Here is an 18,752-nt window from a genome sequence, read left to right as displayed (position 1 = left end):
CGTAGGAAAGAAGGCAGAACACAATGAGCAGCAGCAACGAGCAGCCGCGCGGCCCCGTCGACTCCTCCCGCATCCCGCGGTACGCCGGACCCGCGACGTTCGCGCGACTGCCCCGGCTCGACGAGGTCGGCCAGACCGACGTCGCGATAGTCGGCGTTCCCTTCGACTCCGGGGTCTCCTACCGTCCCGGCGCGCGCTTCGGCGGCAACGCCATCCGCGAGGCGTCGAGGCTCCTGCGCCCGTACAACCCGGCGCAGGACGCCTCGCCCTTCGCCCTCGCCCAGGTCGCGGACGCGGGCGACATCTCCGCCAACCCGTTCAACATCAACGAGGCCGTCGAGACGATCGAGGCCGCGGCCGACGACCTGCTCGGCGCCGGCGCGCGGATGATGACGCTGGGCGGCGACCACACCATCGCGCTGCCGCTGCTGCGCTCGGTCGCCAAGAAGCACGGCCCGGTCGCGCTGCTCCACTTCGACGCCCACCTCGACACCTGGGACACCTACTTCGGCGCGGAGTACACGCACGGCACGCCGTTCCGCCGGGCCGTCGAGGAGGGCATCCTCGACACCGAGGCGCTGTCCCACGTCGGCATCCGCGGCCCGCTGTACGGCAAGCAGGACCTGACCGACGACGAGAAGATGGGCTTCGGCATCGTCACCTCCTCCGACGTCTACCGCCGCGGCGCCGACGAGGTCGCCGACCAGCTCCGCCAGCGCATCGGCGACCGCCCGCTCTACATCTCCATCGACATCGACTGCCTCGACCCGGCGCACGCGCCCGGCACCGGCACCCCCGAGGCGGGCGGCATGACCTCCCGCGAGCTGCTGGAGATCCTGCGCGGCCTGGCCTCCTGCAACCTGGTCTCCGCCGACGTCGTCGAGGTCGCGCCCGCGTACGACCACGCCGAGATCACCTCGGTCGCGGCCTCCCACACGGCGTACGAGCTCACCACGATCATGTCCCGCCAGATCGCGGAGGCCCGCGCGAAGTGACGCACGACCACGATCTCGAACTGCGCCCGACCCCGGCGCAGACCGAGGCGGCGCTCAACCCGCCTCCCGGACGCAACGGCGGCGACCTCGTCGTCGAGACGCTGCACGGGCTCGGCGCGACGACCGTCTTCGGGCTGCCGGGCCAGCACGCGCTCGGCATGTTCGACGCGCTGCGCCGGTCCTCGATGGACTATGTGGGGCTGCGCGTCGAGAACAACGCGGGCTTCGCGGCCGACGCGTACGGCCGGATCACCGGGGAGGCGACCCCGCTGCTGCTCTCCACCGGGCCGGGCGCGCTGACCTCGCTCGCCGCGCTCCAGGAGGCGGCGGCCGGCTCGGCGCCCGTGCTGGCGATCTCCAGCCAGGTGCCCTCGGCCGGTCTCGGCGGCGGGCGGCACGGCTATCTGCACGAACTGCGCGACCAGCAGGCGTCGTTCAGGGAGGTGGTGAAGTCGGTCCACACCGCCCGAACGGCCTCGCAGATCCCCTCGGCGGTCTCGGCGGCCTGGGAGTCGGCGCTCACCGCGCCGCACGGCCCGGTGTGGGTGGAGATCCCGCAGGACGTGCTGCTGGCGGAGACGACCCTGCCGGTGGTCACGGCGATGGACGCGACGCCGCGCGAGCTGCCTCCGCGTCCCGAGCTGACGGCGGTGGCCGCGGACCTGCTCTCCCGCGCCTCCCGCCCGGCGATCGTCGCGGGCGGCGGAGTCGTACGCGCCGACGCCTCGGGCAAGCTGCGCGCGCTCGCGGAGCGGATCGACGCGCCGGTCGTGACGACGTACGGCGGCAAGGGCGCGTTCCCGTGGGAGCACCCGCTGTCGCTGCAGTCCTGGATGGAGGACCGGCACACGACGGACTTCCTCGAGGACGCGGACGTGCTGCTGGTCGTCGGCTCCGGGCTCGGCGAGCTCTCCTCGAACTACCACACGTTCGCGCCCCGCGGCCGGATCGTGCAGATCGAGGCGGACCTCGGCAAGCTGGAGTCCAACCACGCGGCGCTGGGCATCCACGCGGACGCGCGCCTGGCGCTGTCGGCGCTGCTGGAGACGGTCGACAGGCGCGAGGACGCGGGGGCGGCGGACCGGGTCCGGGCGCTGCTGTCCCAGGTGCGCACCCGGATCGAGGCCCAGGACCTCACCCTGGAGCAGGGGATCCTGTCCTCGGTGCGCGCGGCGCTCCCGCCGACGTCCCCCAGCTTCTGGGACATGACGATCCTGGCCTACTGGGCCTGGTCCGCCTTCGACGCGCGCCACCCGAACACGATGCACTCGGCGCAGGGCGCGGGCGGCCTCGGCTACGGCTTCCCGGCGGCGCTGGGCGCGGCCTGCGCGGACCGCACCAAGCCGGTCCTCGCTGTCTCCGGCGACGGCGGCGCGATGTACTCGATCGCGGAGCTGGCCACGGCCAAGCAGTACGAACTCCCGGTCACCTGGCTGATCGTGGACGACGGCGGCTACGGCATCCTGCGCGAGTACATGACGGACGCGTTCGGCGAGGCGACGGCGACGGAGCTGTCGCGCCCGGACTTCGTGGCCCTGGCGGAGTCCTTCGGCGTCCCGGCGGTCCGCACGACTCCCCAGTCGCTGACGGACGACCTCTCGAAGGCCCTGTCCACACCGGGCCCCTCGGTGGTGGTGCTCCCGGCGGTGCTCCGGATGTTCGCCCCGACCCACCTGTGACGCCGGCCGCCCGCCGCGCCTCGCGGCGGGCGGCTGCCAGTCTCGCCACGCGACGACGACCCGCTCGACGACCCCCACCCCCGCGCGTCCGACGCCTTCCCGAGCGAGCGCACCTCGTCCTCGTACCGCGCGAGCACGGCATCGGTGGCGGCGAGCAGCTCCGGGGTGTAGAGCTCGTCGTCACCGGGATTCTGCGACGTGTCGGTGGCGCCAGTTCGTCGAAGGCCTGACTGCCACACGGCGAGCTGTTCGCCGCGCAGCGCTCGCGCACGACCGGCGCCGCTCGGGCGACCGGCCTAGTCGATCGGCGCCTGCGCCGTCGGCTGGGAGCGGCCGGCCAGTCGGCGTTCCAGAGGGGTCAGGTGGGTGACGACGTTCGCGTAGAACCGGTCCACCGCCTCGTCGACGCTGCGGATGAACCCGGACTCCGCGCTGCCACGCGTGGCGCCCATGCCCTTGAAGAGGGAGAGCCGGAAGCCCGTCATCCGCGCGCCGTCCTTGGGGAGCATGTCGCCCGGTTCGGGGCGCAGGCGCTCCAGAGTGCCCCGTGGGCCGCTTCGGCCGTCGACGAGGGTCTCGACGTGGAGGTCCGCAGGAGCGTCGGCCAGCAGTCGGAGGAGGCGCTTGGCCGAGGTGAGGGGGTAGCTCCCGTCGGGGGGCTGGACCTCGATGGACGTCCGCAGCTTGCAGGTCCGCAGATCGGCGACGATTCCGAGCACCCCCGGCGTGCCGTCGATGCGCAGCTCGGCGGTGAGCCGGCCCTCCTCGCACAGCCGGTCGGCCAGCACCTCGCGGCGGGAGTGCGGGTCGGCGCCCCGCTTGGCGCGCTGCACCGGCAGGGCTTTCTGGCCCAGTTCGCCGCCCAGGCGGAGGCAGACCTGCCGGATGAGCTGCTCCCAGCTCTCGACGACCTCGACGGCCCGCCGGTCGCCCTGGCAGAGCGTCTCCGTGTCGATGCCGTTGCGTACGGGCACCCAGGAGGGGCCCATGTTCTGGAAGCCGTGGCAGCCGGAGTTCTCGTGCTGGAGATAGTGGAGCAGCTCCTGAAGGAGCCAGGCGTGGGCGGCGTTGCCGACGCCCTCGTGACGGATCAGCATCTGGGCCTGATGGGCCACTTCGGCCCAGGACAGGTGCCACAGGGCGACCTTGTGCTTGCGGCGCCCGTCCGTCCTGACGTCGACCAGCGGGCTGCCTTCCAGGGCGACGTCGTTGGAGATCGTGATGACGGCTTCGTAGCCGCGGCGAGCGGCGATGTCCATGTAGTTCTGGACCTGCTCGGACTTGAGCGGATTCCCATTGGTCTTCGTCTCGACCAGGGCGGTCCACAGCTTGCCCGCCCGTTCCACGCGGATCACGCCGTCGGGCCGTTTCGGAGAGTCTCCGTGCGGCAGCGCGACCTCGGTGAAGGTCTGCATACGGCCGGCGGGCGCGCCGAAGGCGGCGGTGAGCCGGCGCCCGAACTCGGGCGCCTCGGCCATCACCGACAGCAGCACGGAAGTGGCCCGCAGCTCGCGTTCCTTGTCGCTCCTGAGCGAGGGGGCGGGAAAGAGGCGGGCGGGCTTCCAGGAGTCGTTCTCCGCGAGCGACTTCTTGGCCGCCTTGGGCAGCGTGACCTTCTTCTTGGCGGTACGAGGACCGCGCGCGGGCGTCGTCGGCGCCGCGGTGGGCGCCTGGGGCTCGCCGACTGCCGTCGTGGGGAGGGGCGTCGGCGCCTCCACGGCCGGCGCCGGCGGCGCCTCGACGACGGGCGCAGGCTCCTTCGCGGCCGCCTCCACGGCGGTCTCGCCGCCCTCGACGCCGCCTTCGCCCCCGCTCTCGTCGGCTTCCTCGGCGTCGTCGACCTCGATGCCGAAGTCGGTGGCCAGACCCGCCAGACCCGTCTCGTATCCCTGGCCGATCGCGCGGAACTTCCACTCCTCGCCCCGCCGGTACAGCTCGCCGAAGAGGAACGCGCTCTCGATGCACGCGTCCACGATGGAGAATCCGAGCAGCGTCTCCCCAGTGCGATCGCTGAGCGTCACCCGCAGGTCGTCCAGCTCGCCGAAGCGTGCGCCGCCGTACTGGCTGGCAGCCACGACGATGCGCGCGACGTCCGGGGCCACCGCCGTCAGATCGAGGCTGATGCGGTCTTCGCTGCCGCTGCCGGTCGGCGTCTTGCCCAGCAGCTGCACGCTGCCGTCCGCCGCCGCGGGATTGTTGTAGAAGAAGAAGTCGGCGTCGCTCCGTACCCTGCCGTCCGCGCCCAGAAGCAGCACGGACACATCCGCGTCGCCGTCCCCTGTCGAGCTGCTCCAGTTGAGGCTCACGATCACCGAGCCGGTGTCCTCGCTCAGGGCTGCCAGGCCGACGTTGGAGCCCTTGGCCATCTCACGCATGCGGTCCCCCGAGACTCGCGGCCATAGCGAGGGCAGACCTCTGGGCCGCAACACCTAGATGTGTGATGTGGGTCGCACTTTGTGCGCACAGAATGAACCGTAGCGCTCACAGCGTGTGCATGAGCGGATGATGTGAAGACTGGTTTGGTGAGAATGGGACCGATCTGTGGGGCGGGCGGGGAACGGGCGGGGAAGCGGAGGCCCGACACCGCCCAGGCGCCTTCCGCCCAACGCCCCCGTCCCCGCACACTCTCGCCTCACGCCAGCGACGCGTGCGCCTTGCGCTGGGCGGCCTGTTCGGACTGGAGGCCGCGGAAGAACTCCTCCACCTGGGCGTGGCCGAACGTCCGCGGCAGCTCCTTGCCGCCCGGCGGCAGCAGGTCCGGTACCGACCGGAGCAGTTCCGTGGCGAGGTCTCCGTGACCCCGTTTGCGCGCGTCCACGAAGTAGCCGCCCATCGCCTGGAGATGTCTGTGCAGGTGCTCGTACGGGTTGCGGGACGCCCTCGCGCTGGCGCCCTCCTTGGCGAGCGTCCGTTTGCTCGGCGGTGCGCCGAGGCTCTGGAGCGCGGCGAGAACCGCGTAGAGCCGGCCGCAGAGATGGGCTTCGGCCTGCTGGCTGGATGACATGGAAGCGTCCCCCGTTTCCCTCCGTCAGAGCTGGATCACTACCCCGAACGGTTCGACATGGAACGTCCGTTCTGCGTCCGGGTGGCGCTCAGAACGTTCACGACGCGTCCTCCCCACGCTCAACTCGCCCCGCCTAGCGTGGGTGGCATGCGTCTGCGAAGCCAACTCGCCCTCCTCGCCGCCGGGCTGGGCGTCAGCGCCTGCCTGAGCGCCGCGCCCGCCTCCGCACAGCCGCCCGCCCCCGGATCGTCGCGGGCCTGCTCGGCGCGCGTCGGCGTCGAGGGGTACTCCGACGTCCTCGACAAGACCCGGTTCCAGGGGCGCTTCGTCGGGAACCTCTCCGCCCTCGCCGTCGACCAGGACGGGACGATCGCCGCGCTCTCCGACCGCTCCGAGCTGTTCGCCCTCGACCGGCGGACCCACGCCCCCCGCTCCGTCGCCCTCCTCGCCGACGAGAGCGGGGCGCCGCTGGACTCCGAGGGGCTCGTCGTCGAGCGCGACGGGAGCCGGCTCGTCAGCTCCGAGTCCGAGCCGTCCGTGCGGCGCTACGGCCGGGACGGGGCGCTGCTGGGGCGCCTGGCCGTGCCGCCCGAGCTGCGCGTCGCTCCACAGGGGCGGGCCGCGCCGAACCAGACCTTCGAGGGGCTCGCCCTGCAGCCCGGGGGACGCACCCTCGTCGCCGCCATGGAGGGCGCGCTCGCCGGCGACCCGGCCGACGTGGTGCGGGTGCAGACCTGGCGGCGGCACGGCGGCGGGGACGGTTTCCAGCTCTCCGCGCAGTACGCCTACCGCGTCGACGGCGGGCTCGGCGTCAGCGAGACCGCCGCGGCCGGCGACGGGCGGCTGCTCGTCCTGGAGCGCGGGTTCACCGCCGGAGTCGGCAACACCGTCCGGCTCTACCTCGCCGACCTGCGGCAGGCCGACGACGTACGGGCGACAGGCCAGGAGGCCGTCGGCGACGACGTACGGCTCGTCCGCAAGACCCTCCTCGCCGACCTCGTCCACTGCCCCTCCCTCGGCGCCCCCGCCAAGCAGCCCCAGCCCAACCCCCTCCTCGACAACATCGAGGCCCTCGCCGTCACCGGGCGCGGGCCAGGTGGGCGGCTGCGGCTCCTCCTCGCCAGCGACGACAACCAGAACCCCCTCCAGATCACCCGCCTGTACCGGCTGACCGTTCAGACCCCTCGCAGTCGACCAGTACGATCCATATGACTGCGTACAACTTTTCAAGCACTGGTGAGTCAACTGTGGCGGGCGCCCCCACGACCGCGCCCGCCACATCTCCTGGGGGACGGGAAAGACATGACTCACCACCGACGCATAGCCGTCGTCACGCTCGCCGCCGCGCTGAGCGTGCCGCTCATCGGAGCCGTGCCCGCCGCTGCCGCGACCGCGACGCCGCAGGTCAGCTGTGTATCGGCCAAGGCCGGGCTGGCCGACAAGCTCGCCAAGGACATCACCGCCGCGCTGAAGAACCGCAAGGGCACCGTCGCCGTCGGTCTGCGCGACCGCAAGACCGGCACCAGCTGCACCCTGCGCGGCGACCAGCGCTACGACTCCGCGAGCATCGTCAAGACGACCGTCCTCGCCACCCTGCTGTGGGATGCGAAGAAGACGAACCGCTTGCTTACCAAGCGTGAGTCCGACCTGGCCACGGCCATGATCACCAAGTCGGACAACGCCTCCACGAGTGCCCTGTGGAAGCAGCTCGGCGTCACCAAGGTCAAGGGCTTCCTCACGGCCGCGGGCATGACCCAGACCGTCCCCGGCTCCGGCGGCTACTGGGGGCTCACCCAGATCACCGTGCGCGACGAGCAGAAGCTCCTCGGCCTGATCACCGCCAAGAACTCCGTGCTCAGCGACAACGCCCGCGCCTACATACTCAAGCTGATGGGCAAGGTCGTCGCCTCCCAGCGCTGGGGCGCCCCGGCCGGCGCGCCCGCCACCGCCGGCATACACGTCAAGAACGGCTGGCTGGAGCGGAAGACCCTGGGCTGGCGGGTCCACAGCATCGGCGCGTTCACCGGGTCCCAGCACGACTACCAGATGACCGTGCTCACCCACGGGAACAAGACCATGAACGACGGCGTCGCCACCATCCAGGCCGTCGCCCGCGCCGTCCACAAGGATCTGACGCCCTCGGCGGCCCCCAGCACGCTCTTCACGCCGCCCGCCGCCCCGCGCGAGGACTTCCCCGCGGCGCCGCAGCACCCCTAGCGGACAGGCGCCGGAGCGCGACGCCGCCCGGCCGCGCTCCGCTGACGGTCCTAGGACCTGCGACCGGAGTCGGCTGCACTCTGTTTCAACGGGATGAAATCAGCTGCTCCGCGCGTTGGTGCCTTCCGGTAGACCGGATCCGCACGAGATCGGTCTGCGCGAGAGCATGACGAGAGCAAACTGCACCAGATCAATACGGGGAGGCACCACGTGGCGGCGGCAGACCAAGGGTGGGCACGGCGGCTGGCCGGTTACGCCTGGCGATACCGGCGCAACGTGGTGCTCGCACTCGGCTCCTCCCTCGCCGGCATGGCCGTCATGGCCGTCGTCCCCCTGATCACCAAGGTCGTCATCGACGACGTGATCGGGGACAGCACCAGGCCCCTCGCCCTGTGGACCGGGCTCCTCATAGCCGCCGCGGTCGCCGTCTACGTCCTCACCTACATACGCCGCTACTACGGCGGCCGCCTCGCCCTCGACGTCCAGCACGACCTCCGTACCGAGATGTACGGCACGATCACCCGTCTCGACGGCAGACGCCAGGACGAGCTCTCCACCGGCCAGGTCGTCGGCCGCGCCACAAGCGACCTCCAGCTGATCCAGGGCCTGCTCTTCATGCTCCCGATGACCATCGGGAACGTCCTGCTCTTCCTCATATCCCTCGTGGTCATGGCGTGGCTGTCGCCCCCGCTGACCCTGATCGCCCTCGCCCTCGCCCCCGCGCTCTGGATCATCGCCCGGCGCAGCCGCACCCGGCTGCACCCCGCCACCTGGTACGCCCAGAGCCAGGCCGCCGCCGTCGCGGGCGTCGTCGACGGCGCCGTCTCCGGCGTACGCGTCGTCAAGGGCTTCGGCCAGGAGGAGCAGGAGACCGGCAAGCTGCGCGAGGTCAGCCGGAAGCTCTTCGCGGGCCGGCTGCGCACCATCCGGCTGAACTCGAAGTACACCCCCGCCCTCCAGGCCGTCCCCGCCCTCGGCCAGGTCGCGATGCTCGCGCTCGGCGGCTGGCTCGCCACCCGGGGCCAGATCACCCTCGGCACCTTCGTCGCCTTCTCCACCTACCTCGCCCAGCTCGTCGGCCCCGTCCGGATGCTCGCCATGGTGCTGACCGTCGGCCAGCAGGCACAGGCCGGCGTGGAGCGCGTACTGGAGCTGATCGACACCGAGCCGACCCTCAAGGACGGCACGAAGGAGCTCCCGGCCGACGCCCCCGCCACCGTCGAGTTCGACGACGTCACCTTCGGGTACGACCACGAGCGCCCGGTCCTCGACGGCTTCTCCCTCGAGATCGGGGAGGGCGAGACCGTCGCCGTCGTCGGCGCCTCCGGCAGCGGCAAGTCCACCGTCTCGCTCCTGCTGCCCCGCTTCTACGACGTCCAGCGCGGCGCGGTCCTCGTCGGCGGCCACGATGTGCGCGAGCTGACCTCCCAGTCGCTGCGGGCCGCCATCGGGCTCGTGCCGGAGGACAGCTTCCTCTTCTCCGACACCGTGCGCGCCAACATCGCGTACGGAAAGCCCGACGCCAGCGACGAGGAGATCGAGGCCGCCGCGCGCGCCGCCCAGGCGGATCGTTTCATCGCCGAGCTGCCCGACGGCTACGACACCACCGTCGGCGAGCACGGACTCACCCTCTCCGGCGGCCAGCGCCAGCGCGTCGCCCTGGCCCGCGCGATCCTCACCGACCCCCGGCTGCTCCTGCTCGACGACGCCACCTCCGCCGTCGACGCCCGCGTCGAGCACGAGATCCACGAGGCCCTCAAGCAGGTCATGGCCGGGCGCACCACCCTGCTCATCGCCCACCGCCGCTCCACCCTCGGCCTCGCCGACCGGATCGCGGTCCTCGACGACGGCCGTCTCGCCGACGTCGGCACCCACGAGGAGCTGGAGCGCCGCTCCGCCCTGTACCGCCGGCTGCTGACCGACCCCGACGAGCTCGGCGGCGTCTCGCCGGGGCACGCCCCGTCGCTGGACGTGCCGCGCGAGGACCGGACCGTACGAGACGAGATCGACGCGGAGTTCGACGCCGAGCGCGGCATCACGCCCCGCCTGTGGGTGCGCGAGGAGAGCGTCGAGGAGTCCGCCGCCCCCGGCGCGACCCCCGAGCTCCTCGCCCAGGTCGAGGCGCTGCCCCCGGCCACCGACGCTCCCGCCGTCGACGAGGCCCGCGCGGTGCGCCCCGAGGACTCGTACGGACTGCGCCGACTGCTGGGCGGCTTCGGACTGCCGCTGCTGGTCAGCCTGCTGCTCGTCGCCGTCGACGCGGGCATGGGCCTGCTGCTGCCGATCCTGATCCGGCACGGCATCGACGACGGCGTGACCCAGCTGGCGCTGGGCGCGGTGTGGGCGGCCTCGGCCCTCGCGCTGGTCACGGTGGCCGTGCAGTTCGTCGCGCAGATCGGCGAGACCCGGATGACAGGCCGCACCGGCGAACGCGTCCTGTACTCCCTGCGCCTGAAGATCTTCGCCCAGCTCCAGCGGCTCGGGCTGGACTACTACGAGCGCGAGCTGACCGGCCGGATCATGACCCGGATGACGACGGACGTGGACGCCCTGTCGACGTTCCTGCAGACCGGCCTGGTCACGGCGTTCGTCTCGGTCGTCACGTTCTTCGGCATCATGGTCGTGCTCGTCGTCATCGACGTGGAACTGGCGCTGGTGGTCTTCGCGACCCTGCCCGTCCTGATCGTCGGCACGTACTTCTTCCGCCGCAAGAGCGTCAAGGCGTACGAGCTGGCCCGTGAGCGCATCAGCGTCGTCAACGCCGACCTCCAGGAGTCCGTCTCCGGTCTGCGGATCGTCCAGGCGTTCGGCCGCGAGCACGACGGCGTGTCCCGCTTCGCCGGCCGCAGCGACAGCTACCGCCAGGCGCGCGTGCGCGGCCAGTGGCTGATCTCGGTCTACTTCCCCTTCGTCCAGCTGCTCGCCTCGGTGGCCGCCGCGGCGGTGCTGATCGTCGGCGCGGGCCGGATCGAGGCGGGCACGCTCACCGCGGGCGCGCTGGTCGCCTACCTCCTGTACATCGACCTGTTCTTCGCGCCGGTGCAGCAGCTCTCCCAGGTCTTCGACGGATACCAGCAGGCCACCGTCTCGCTGGGCCGGATCCAGGAGCTGCTGCGGGAGCCCACGTCGACCGCCGCCGCGAAGGCGCCGCAGGAGGTGCCCTCGCTGCGCGGCGACATCGCGTTCGAGGGGGTGTCCTTCTCCTACGGCGACGAGGAGGCGGCCCTGGAGGGCATCGACCTGCGCATCCCGGCCGGGCAGACCGTCGCGTTCGTCGGCGAGACCGGTGCGGGCAAGTCGACGCTGGTCAAGCTGGTCGCGCGGTTCTACGACCCGACGGCGGGCCGGGTCACGGCCGACGGCATGGACCTGCGGGACCTGGATCTGACGGCCTACCGGCACCGGCTCGGCGTGGTGCCGCAGGAGGCGTACCTCTTCTCCGGCACGGTCCGCGACGCCATCGCCTACGGACGCCCCGGCGCGAGCGACGCCGAGGTGGAGGCGGCGGCCCGCGCGGTCGGCGCGCACGACATGATCGCCACCCTCGACGGCGGCTATCTGCACGAGGTCTCCGAACGCGGCCGCAACCTCTCCGCCGGCCAGCGACAGCTGATCGCCCTCGCCCGCGCCGAGCTGGTCGACCCGGACGTGCTGCTGCTCGACGAGGCGACCGCGGCGCTGGACCTGGCCACCGAGGCGCAGGTCAACCAGGCCACCGACCGTCTCACCGGCCGCCGCACCACCCTGGTCGTGGCCCACCGGCTGACCACGGCGGCCCGCGCGGACCGGGTGGTCGTGATGGCGGACGGCCGGGTCGCCGAGGACGGCACGCACGACGAGCTGCTGGCGCTGGGCGGCCGGTACGCGGCGCTCTGGCGGACCTTCGTCGGCATCGGCGAGGACGAGCCGGCGATCGTGTGAGCGAAAGCCGCAACCATTTGCGGTACGGCCGCGTCGTACGCATGTACGGGGTAGTGGCGAGGGAGACGTGCGTGTTCGGTGAGACCGGGAACAGGGGCTTCCGGCGGTCGATCGCTCGGCGGTCGACGGCTCGGAGGCCGGTGGCTCGGCGGCCGATCGCTCGAGGGGCTGTCGTGTTCATGGCTGTGCTTGCCCTCGGTCTCACCCTGGTCGGTCCTGGCGCCCATCGCGCCGACGCGGCCGCCCAGTCGCCGTGCTCGGGGAAGAAGGTGAAGACGGTCAAGTTCGCCACGGGCGAGCTGCGCGTCTACAAGGGCCGGCAGTACGCCTGCGCCGTCACCGTCGCCAAGAAGCCCGGCCCCAAGCGCGTGATGTCCGTCTCCCTCCAGCCGCGCGGCGGCCACGCCGCCGTCGACAAGGGGCGCTTCCGCCGCCAGGCCGGACCCGTCACCGTGTACGCGCTCCACCGCTGTGTGCGCGCGGCGGGCACGGTCTCCGGAGTCACCGGCTCCACCGGCTGGATCTTCTGCTGAGCGGTCCCCGGGCGGGGGCGGGGCGGGGTGGGGACGGAACGGCTCGGGGGCGGGGTGCGGGACGGCGCCGCGGAGGGCCGCAGGCGGATCCGGTCCAGGGTCCGGGGAGGCCACGGCCCCGGGAGACCCGGTTCCGGGCCCGGGGGGATCCGGTCCAGGGCCCCGGGGGATCCGGTTCAGGGCCCGGGAAGGCCGGTCCACGACCCCGGGAGATCCGGTCCACGGTCCTGGGAGATCCGGTTCAGCGCCCGGGGAGATTCGGAGAAGATCCCGGGGGAGGTCCGGGGGGAGGTCCCGGGAGGAATCCCCTGAGACAGCCCATGCCGAGCCCCAAGGCGCGCTCCGGGCTCAACTGGGTCTGGCGGGCCGGGCGTTGCCCCCGCTAGGTTCACCGCGACCGCTGGTGAATCAAGGGGAGGGTCAATGCGCAAGGCGCTCAGATGGCTGCTGTCGCTCGTCGTGCTCATAGGCACGTTGAGCGCGGCCGGCGTCTCGGCCGGTGCGGCTACCGCCGCCGAGCCGAAGGCCGGCACGGACATCAAGGACCGGATCCTGGCGATCCCGGGCATGAGTCTCATCGAGGAGAAGCCGTACCCGGGCTACCGCTTCTTCGTCCTCAACTACACACAGCCGGTCGACCACCGGCACCCGGGCAAGGGCACGTTCAAGCAGCGCATCACCCTGCTGCACAAGGACGTCAGCCGCCCCACCGTCTTCTTCACCTCCGGCTACAACGTGTCCACCACGCCCCGCCGCAGCGAGCCGACGGCGATCATCGACGGCAACCAGGTCTCCCTGGAGTACCGCTTCTTCACGCCGTCCCGCCCCGACCCGGCCAACTGGTCCAAGCTCGACATCTGGCAGGCAGCCAGCGACCAGCACCGCCTCTTCAAGGCCCTGAAGAAGGTCTACGCGAAGAACTGGCTCACCACGGGCGGCTCCAAGGGCGGCATGACCGCCACCTACTACGAGCGCTACTACCCGTCCGACATGGACGGCGTCGTCGCGTACGTCGCCCCCAACGACGTGGTGAACAAGGAGGACTCGGCCTACGACCGCTTCCTCGCCGGCGTCGGCACCAAGGAGTGCCGCGACAAGCTGAACGCGGTGCAGCGCGAGGCGCTGGTGCGCCGCGAGCCGCTGGAGGCCAAGTACCAGGCGTGGGCGACCGCCGAGGGCGCGACCTTCACCACGGTCGGCAGCCTGGACAAGGCGTACGAGGCCGTCGTCCTCGACTACGTCTGGGGCTTCTGGCAGTACAGCCTGCTCGCCGACTGCGCGTCGATCCCGGACGCGGCGACCGCGACCGACCAGCAGATCTACGACTCGATCGACGCGATCTCCGGCTTCTCGTTCTACACCGACCAGACGCTGAGCACGTACACGCCGTACTACTACCAGGCCGGCACCGAGCTGGGCTCGCCGAACATCAAGCAGCCCCACCTCAACGGCCTGAGCCGGTACGGGTACCAGCCGCCGCGGAACTTCGTGCCGCGCGACATCCCGATGCGCTTCAAGCCCTGGGTGATGGACGACGTCGACCAGTGGGTGAAGCACAAGGCCCAGCGGATGATGTTCGTCTACGGCGAGAACGACCCCTGGGGCGCGGAGCAGTTCCGCGTCGGCAAGGGCAGCCGTGACAGCTATGTGTACACGGCCCCCGGCGCCAACCACGGAGCCAACGTCGCCGGTCTCGTGCCGGAGCAGAAGGCGAAGGCGACCGCGGCGATCCTGCGGTGGGCGGGCGTCGCCCCGGCCGCCGTCGTCGACGACCCGGCCAAGGCGAAGCCGCTGACGGGCTTCGACGCGAAGCTCGACAAGCGCGACATCGAGCGGACGCCGGCCCTGCGCCCGTAGCCCCCGCACGCCCCGACCGCGCCCGCCCACGTGCACCCCGCACCCGGGCGGGCGCGGCTGCGCGTGGGGCGAGTATCGAACGCGGTGGTCGAGCAGCCTGCCCCTGCCCGGCGGGCAGCCTGCGCCCGCCGCGTGAGCCTCAGACGCGGCGGGCGCAGCCCACCGGGCTCTCGCCGCCCAGTTGGACGTAGAGCGCCGTCGTCCGCGGGCACTGCGCCCTGCGGTCCACCGCCGACGCCACCGCGAACTCCGGGTCCCGCTCGCCCGATCCGTCGCAGGACGTCTCCTTCACCTGGCCCCCGCCCGCGGCGTAGACGCAGTCCCCGACGACCGTGTGCGGCCCGCCGCCCCCGCCCGGGTCGCCCGGGTGCGGCGGCTCCAGGTTGCGCATGCAGGCATATCCCCGGCCGACCTCCCCGTCGCCGTCCTCGTCGGCGGACGGGCGGTTCTCGGAGATGTGCAGCACGAAGTCGGTGGCCTGCGGACAGGTCGGCCCGGCGGCCGTACGGCCCTCGTACCGCGCGATCACCCGCGCCGCCGCCTTCTCGCTGGTGCACGGCACCTCGCGGAACTCCCGCCCGCGCGAGCCGCAGTCGCCTGTCCCCAGGAACACCGCGCCGTACCCGGTCGGCGTCGGCGCCGCGCTCTGCACGCTGCCCGCCGGGCCGTTGTGCGCGCTGACGTGGCCGGTCGCCTGCTGGCAGGCCGCCGTGAACGCCAGAATCAGGCCAAGCACCAGCACCAGGGCGCTGACCGCCCCGGCCGAGCGCGTGTGTTGCAGCATCTGGACCCCCCGGACCACCCCCGCCGACCCCCCGGTCGGCAGGTCAAGCGTGGCCCGCCGTGGCGGGCGCACGCCAGACGCACGGGATGGTTCGGCACGAATGGGGGGAGCGCGCCGGTGGCGCGTATTACGGCTGCGTACGCTCCTCGTACGTCAGACCGTGTCCGATCGGATACAGCACCTGCGTGGGGTCGTCCGCTCGCTGGACGGGCACGGGCAGCCGCCCGCCGGGGCTGCGGTGGCCGGCGATCGCCCTTGCCGCCGCGCGGAGTTCGACATCGGTCCAGCAGTACGCGGCGAGCGAGGCGCGCACGCCGGTCAGCTGGGCGATGTCGTACGGATTGCGGATCGCGAGGGTCACGACCGGGATCCCGGTCGCGGCCAGCCGGGTCACCAGGGTCCGCTGGGAGCTGGCCACGGTGACGTTGTACGTCGCGACGATCACCGCGTCCCGGCCGCCGGCCGCCCGCACCGCGTCGGCGATCGTCGCGGCGGTCGGGGCGGTCCCGGTGGACAGGGCCTCGGCCGCGAAGCCCAGTTCGCCGAACGCCTCCGCCAGCACGGCGGTCGGCGGTCCCGTCGACCCGGTCGGCGACGCCGGGTCCGCGCCGACGACCAGCAGGTTCGGCTCCCTGCGACGGCTGAGCGGCAGCAGCCCGTCCTCGTTGACCAGCAGGGTGGTCGTGGCGTCGGCGATCTCGTCGGCGGCGCGCAGATGCGGACGGATGCCGACCGTGCGGTCCACACCCCGCGCGGAGACGAACGGGTCCTGGAACAGGCCCAGTCGCTGCTTCAGCCGCAGAATCCGCAGGATCGATTCGTCGAGGCGGGCGACGCTGAGCTCGCCGCTCTTGACGGCGCTGAGCACGCCGTTCCAGGCGACGGCCAGATTCGGCGGGTTGAGCAGCTGGTCCACGCCCGCCTTGAGCGCGAGCACCGGCACGCGGTGGTCGCCGTACTTGTCCCGCACGCCCTGCATATTGAGCGCGTCGGTGACGACCACCCCGTCGTAGCCCAGCTCCTCGCGGAGGATGCCGGTGAGGATGGGACGGGAGAGCGTGGCGGGGTCGTTGCTGGGGTCCAGCGCCGGGAACTGGATGTGCGCCGTCATGATCGAGTCGATCCCGGCGGCGATGGCCGCGCGGAAGGGCGGCGCGTCGATCTCCTCCCACTGCCGGCGCGTGTGCGTGATGACGGGGATGCCGGTGTGGCTGTCGACCGTGGTGTCGCCGTGCCCGGGGAAGTGCTTGGCGGTCGCGGCGACGCCCGCGCTCTGATAGCCGCGGGTCTGCGCGGCGACCATGCCGGCGACCGCGTCCGGGTCCGCGCCGAAGGAGCGCACGCCGATGACCGGGTTGGCGGGGTTGACGTTGACGTCGGCGACCGGCGCGTAGTTCTGGCGGACGCCCATCGCGGCCAGCTCGGCTCCGGCGATCTGCGCGGCCTTGCGGGCGGCGCCGCGGGAGCCGCCCGCGCCCAGCGCCATCGCGCCCGGCAGCAGCGTGGCGGGCTGGCCGATCCGGGCGACGATGCCGTGCTCCTGGTCGGTGGAGATGAGCAGCGGCACGGGCGTCGGCTGGGCGAGCCCGGCCCGCTGGAGGCCGTTGGACAGCTCGGCGATCTGGTGCGGATCGCGGGTGTTGTGCGCCCAGGCGAAGTAGATGACGCCGCCGACGTGGTACTTGGCGACGAGCTCGGCGGCGGTGCGGACGCCGATCTCCTTGAGGTTGAGCTCGACGTCGGCCTGGTCGGGGGCGGTGGCCGAGTGTCCGTACACCCGCATCACGAAGAGCTGGCCGATCTTCTCCTCCAGGCTCATCCGGTCGATGAGGCGCTTGAGGCGGCTGTGGCGGCTGTGGCGGGAGAACGGAGAGGGCTGGGAAGCGGCCGCGACGGCGGGGGACGCCGTGGCGACCGCGCCCGCCGCGATGGCGGTGGCGGTGGCGGTGGCGGTGAGGAGGGTGCGTCTGGAGAGGCTCCGGTCGTGCATGGGTGCTCCTTCCGGCCTTGCTCGACAAGGGAGTTGAAGGAAACTTCCAAGGACTCACGGATAGCCGGAAAATAACTGCCAGGTCAAGGGTGTGGCAACAGAAAGCGGTCGCGGCGCGCGGAAGGTCACCGGGACGGGGGTCCGCCACCGGTGCGTTCGGAGGGGGTGCACCGGTGGCGGCGGGCTGCCGGCCGCGGGCGGCTGGAGAGGGGAGTCAGCGATCGCGGCCAGCGGCGAGAGCCGACACCGCCCTGCGGTGACTCAGCGGCAGCACGGCGCTTGGACGCCGCGGCACGGCAGCGGGTTCCCGGCGGCGCGGAGTTTCTCGGAACGAGGGACGGGCGGGGGTTCGGGGACGGGGGAGACCGCGGGTCCTCGGCGGGGCTCGGGTGGGGGGCGGGGCTCGGGGCGGGATGTCCGGGGCCTGGTGTCCGGGCGGGAAAGCCGCGGGCCCGGTACGGACGGTGTCCGGGGCCGGTGGGCGCCCCGGGCCCGGTGTTCGGGCGGGGAAGTCCGGGGCCCGGTGCCCCGGGTCGGGCTGGATATCCCGGGCCCGGTGTCCGGGCGGGGAGGCCGCGGGTCCTCCGCGGGGTTCGGGTGGGGGGCGGGGCTCGGGGCTGGGGTGCCCCGGGCCCGGTATCCGCGCGGGGAAGCCGCGGGCCGGGTACGGACGGTGTCTGGGGCTGGTGGGCGCCCCGGGCCCGGTGTTCGGGCGGGAGGCCGCGGGCCTGGTGTCCGGGCGGGAAGCCGCGGGCCCGGTACGGACGGTGTCTGGGGCTGGTGGGAGGCCTCACGCCCGGTCTGGACAGGGCCCGGGCCGGATCGGGGGTCGAGCTCGCACGCAGGACGTTCGCGTCAGACGCCGGCCGCGACCCCGGGCCAGAGCTCCTGGAGCGTCCGCACGGCCTCCGTGATGGCCGGCCGTCGCGCCGCTCCCGTGCGCCACAGCGCGCACAGCCGCCGCTTCGGCACCGGAGTCAGCCGTACCGTCGCCACCTCGGGCGGCAGCGGCCCGCGCCCCAGCCGGGGCACGAGCGCGACGCCGAGACCGGCGGCGACGAGGGCTACCTGAGTGTGGTTCTCCTCGGCCTGATGGACGATCAGCGGCTCGGAGCCCGCCGCGCGCAGCGTGCGCATCAGCCAGTCGTGGCACACGGTGCCCGGCGGCTGCGTGATCCAGCGCTCCGCCGTGAGGTCCTCGCGCCGCACGGACTCCGCCGCCGCCAGCGGATGCCCCGCCGGCACCAGGACGTCGCACAGGTCGTCGCCGATGACCGCCTGCTCCACGCCCGCCGGGGCGGGCATCGGGGCGATGTCCCAGTCGTGCGCGACGGCCAGGTCGATCACTCCGCGCGAGACCAGGTCTATCGAGATATGCGGATCGACCTCGGACAGCCGTGCGTCGAGGGAGGGGTGACGGCGGGCCAGCTCCGCGAGCACCTGGGGCATCAGCCCGCGCGCCGCGCTGGCGAAGCAGCCGACGGCGAGCCGGCCGGAGGGCACCCCGCGGCGCTCTTCGAGGAGCACCTCGGCCCGCTCCACGATCGAGAGCAGCTGTTGCGCGGTGTCGGCGAGCTGACGCGCCTCGTCGGTGAGGCGGACGCCCCGGCCCTGGCGCTCCAGCAGGGTGGTGCGGGTCTCCCGCTCCAGTTTGGCGATCTGCTGGGAGACCGCCGAGGGGGTGTATCCGAGGGCGGCGGCAGCGGCGCCGACGGTTCCGTACACGGACACGGCGTGCAGGGCGCGCAGCCTGGCGAGATCGAGCACGGCGG

Annotated in this window: 12 protein-coding genes; 7 read left to right on the top strand and 5 right to left on the bottom strand. The window is 72.7% G+C overall.

What is annotated here, in order from left to right; translation table 11 throughout:
- Positions 1–23: 23 nt before the first annotated feature.
- On the top strand, positions 24–995 hold the full coding sequence (gene speB, locus AB0M39_RS08720) for an agmatinase (RefSeq protein ID WP_365361657.1): 972 nt from the start codon (positions 24–26) through the stop codon (positions 993–995).
- The gene (locus AB0M39_RS08715) at positions 992–2,674 is read left to right on the top strand and encodes a thiamine pyrophosphate-binding protein (RefSeq protein WP_365361655.1); all 1,683 of its coding nucleotides are present in this window, start codon (positions 992–994) and stop codon (positions 2,672–2,674) included. The genes speB and AB0M39_RS08715 overlap by 4 nt, the downstream gene beginning before the upstream one ends.
- 296 nt (positions 2,675–2,970) lie before the next feature.
- Here the strand turns inward: AB0M39_RS08715 and AB0M39_RS08710 are convergent, their stop codons facing one another.
- Entirely contained in the window at positions 2,971–5,049 is a 2,079-nt protein-coding gene (locus AB0M39_RS08710) for a TerD family protein (RefSeq protein ID WP_365361653.1), read from the bottom strand.
- Positions 5,050–5,306: 257 nt separating this feature from the next.
- The gene (locus tag AB0M39_RS08705; protein WP_365361651.1) at positions 5,307–5,678 is read right to left on the bottom strand and encodes a hypothetical protein; all 372 of its coding nucleotides are present in this window, start codon (positions 5,676–5,678) and stop codon (positions 5,307–5,309) included.
- A 147-nt stretch (positions 5,679–5,825) separates the two neighbouring features.
- Between AB0M39_RS08705 and AB0M39_RS08700 the strand changes: the two genes are divergently transcribed.
- From AB0M39_RS08700 to AB0M39_RS08680, 5 genes are all read left to right on the top strand, one after another.
- Positions 5,826–6,890, top strand: a complete 1,065-nt coding sequence (locus tag AB0M39_RS08700) for an esterase-like activity of phytase family protein (RefSeq protein WP_365361649.1) — start codon at positions 5,826–5,828, stop codon at positions 6,888–6,890.
- 90 nt (positions 6,891–6,980) lie between these two features.
- Positions 6,981–7,895, top strand: coding sequence for a serine hydrolase (locus AB0M39_RS08695; protein WP_365361647.1), 915 nt, complete (start codon positions 6,981–6,983; stop codon positions 7,893–7,895).
- Positions 7,896–8,105: 210 nt separating this feature from the next.
- Positions 8,106–11,816, top strand: coding sequence for an ABC transporter ATP-binding protein (locus AB0M39_RS08690; RefSeq protein WP_365361645.1), 3,711 nt, complete (start codon positions 8,106–8,108; stop codon positions 11,814–11,816).
- 179 nt (positions 11,817–11,995) lie between these two features.
- A complete protein-coding gene (locus AB0M39_RS08685) occupies positions 11,996–12,349 on the top strand; it encodes a hypothetical protein (RefSeq protein ID WP_365361643.1) in 354 nt (117 codons plus the stop codon).
- 423 nt (positions 12,350–12,772) lie between these two features.
- Positions 12,773–14,206 (top strand): S28 family serine protease, encoded by a 1,434-nt coding sequence (locus AB0M39_RS08680; RefSeq protein ID WP_365361641.1) that lies wholly within the window; start codon positions 12,773–12,775, stop codon positions 14,204–14,206.
- A 139-nt stretch (positions 14,207–14,345) separates the two neighbouring features.
- Here AB0M39_RS08680 and AB0M39_RS08675 read toward each other — a convergent pair whose 3' ends face one another.
- From AB0M39_RS08675 to AB0M39_RS08665, 3 genes are all read right to left on the bottom strand, one after another.
- On the bottom strand, positions 14,346–14,987 hold the full coding sequence (locus tag AB0M39_RS08675) for a hypothetical protein (protein WP_365361809.1): 642 nt from the start codon (positions 14,985–14,987) through the stop codon (positions 14,346–14,348).
- Between the two features lie 130 nt (positions 14,988–15,117).
- Complete coding sequence (locus AB0M39_RS08670; protein ID WP_365361639.1) at positions 15,118–16,980, bottom strand: glycoside hydrolase family 3 protein; 1,863 nt, start codon at positions 16,978–16,980, stop codon at positions 15,118–15,120.
- A gap of 855 nt (positions 16,981–17,835) precedes the next feature.
- The gene (locus AB0M39_RS08665; protein ID WP_365361637.1) at positions 17,836–18,747 is read right to left on the bottom strand and encodes a LysR family transcriptional regulator; all 912 of its coding nucleotides are present in this window, start codon (positions 18,745–18,747) and stop codon (positions 17,836–17,838) included.
- Positions 18,748–18,752 lie beyond the last annotated feature (5 nt).

Origin of the sequence: Streptomyces sp. NPDC051907 (assembly GCF_040681075.1) — a bacterium.
In the GTDB taxonomy this organism is placed as follows: domain Bacteria; phylum Actinomycetota; class Actinomycetes; order Streptomycetales; family Streptomycetaceae; genus Streptomyces.
The sequence above is the reverse complement of the archived record's forward strand: the minus strand, read 5'-3'. Positions and strand labels throughout refer to the sequence as shown.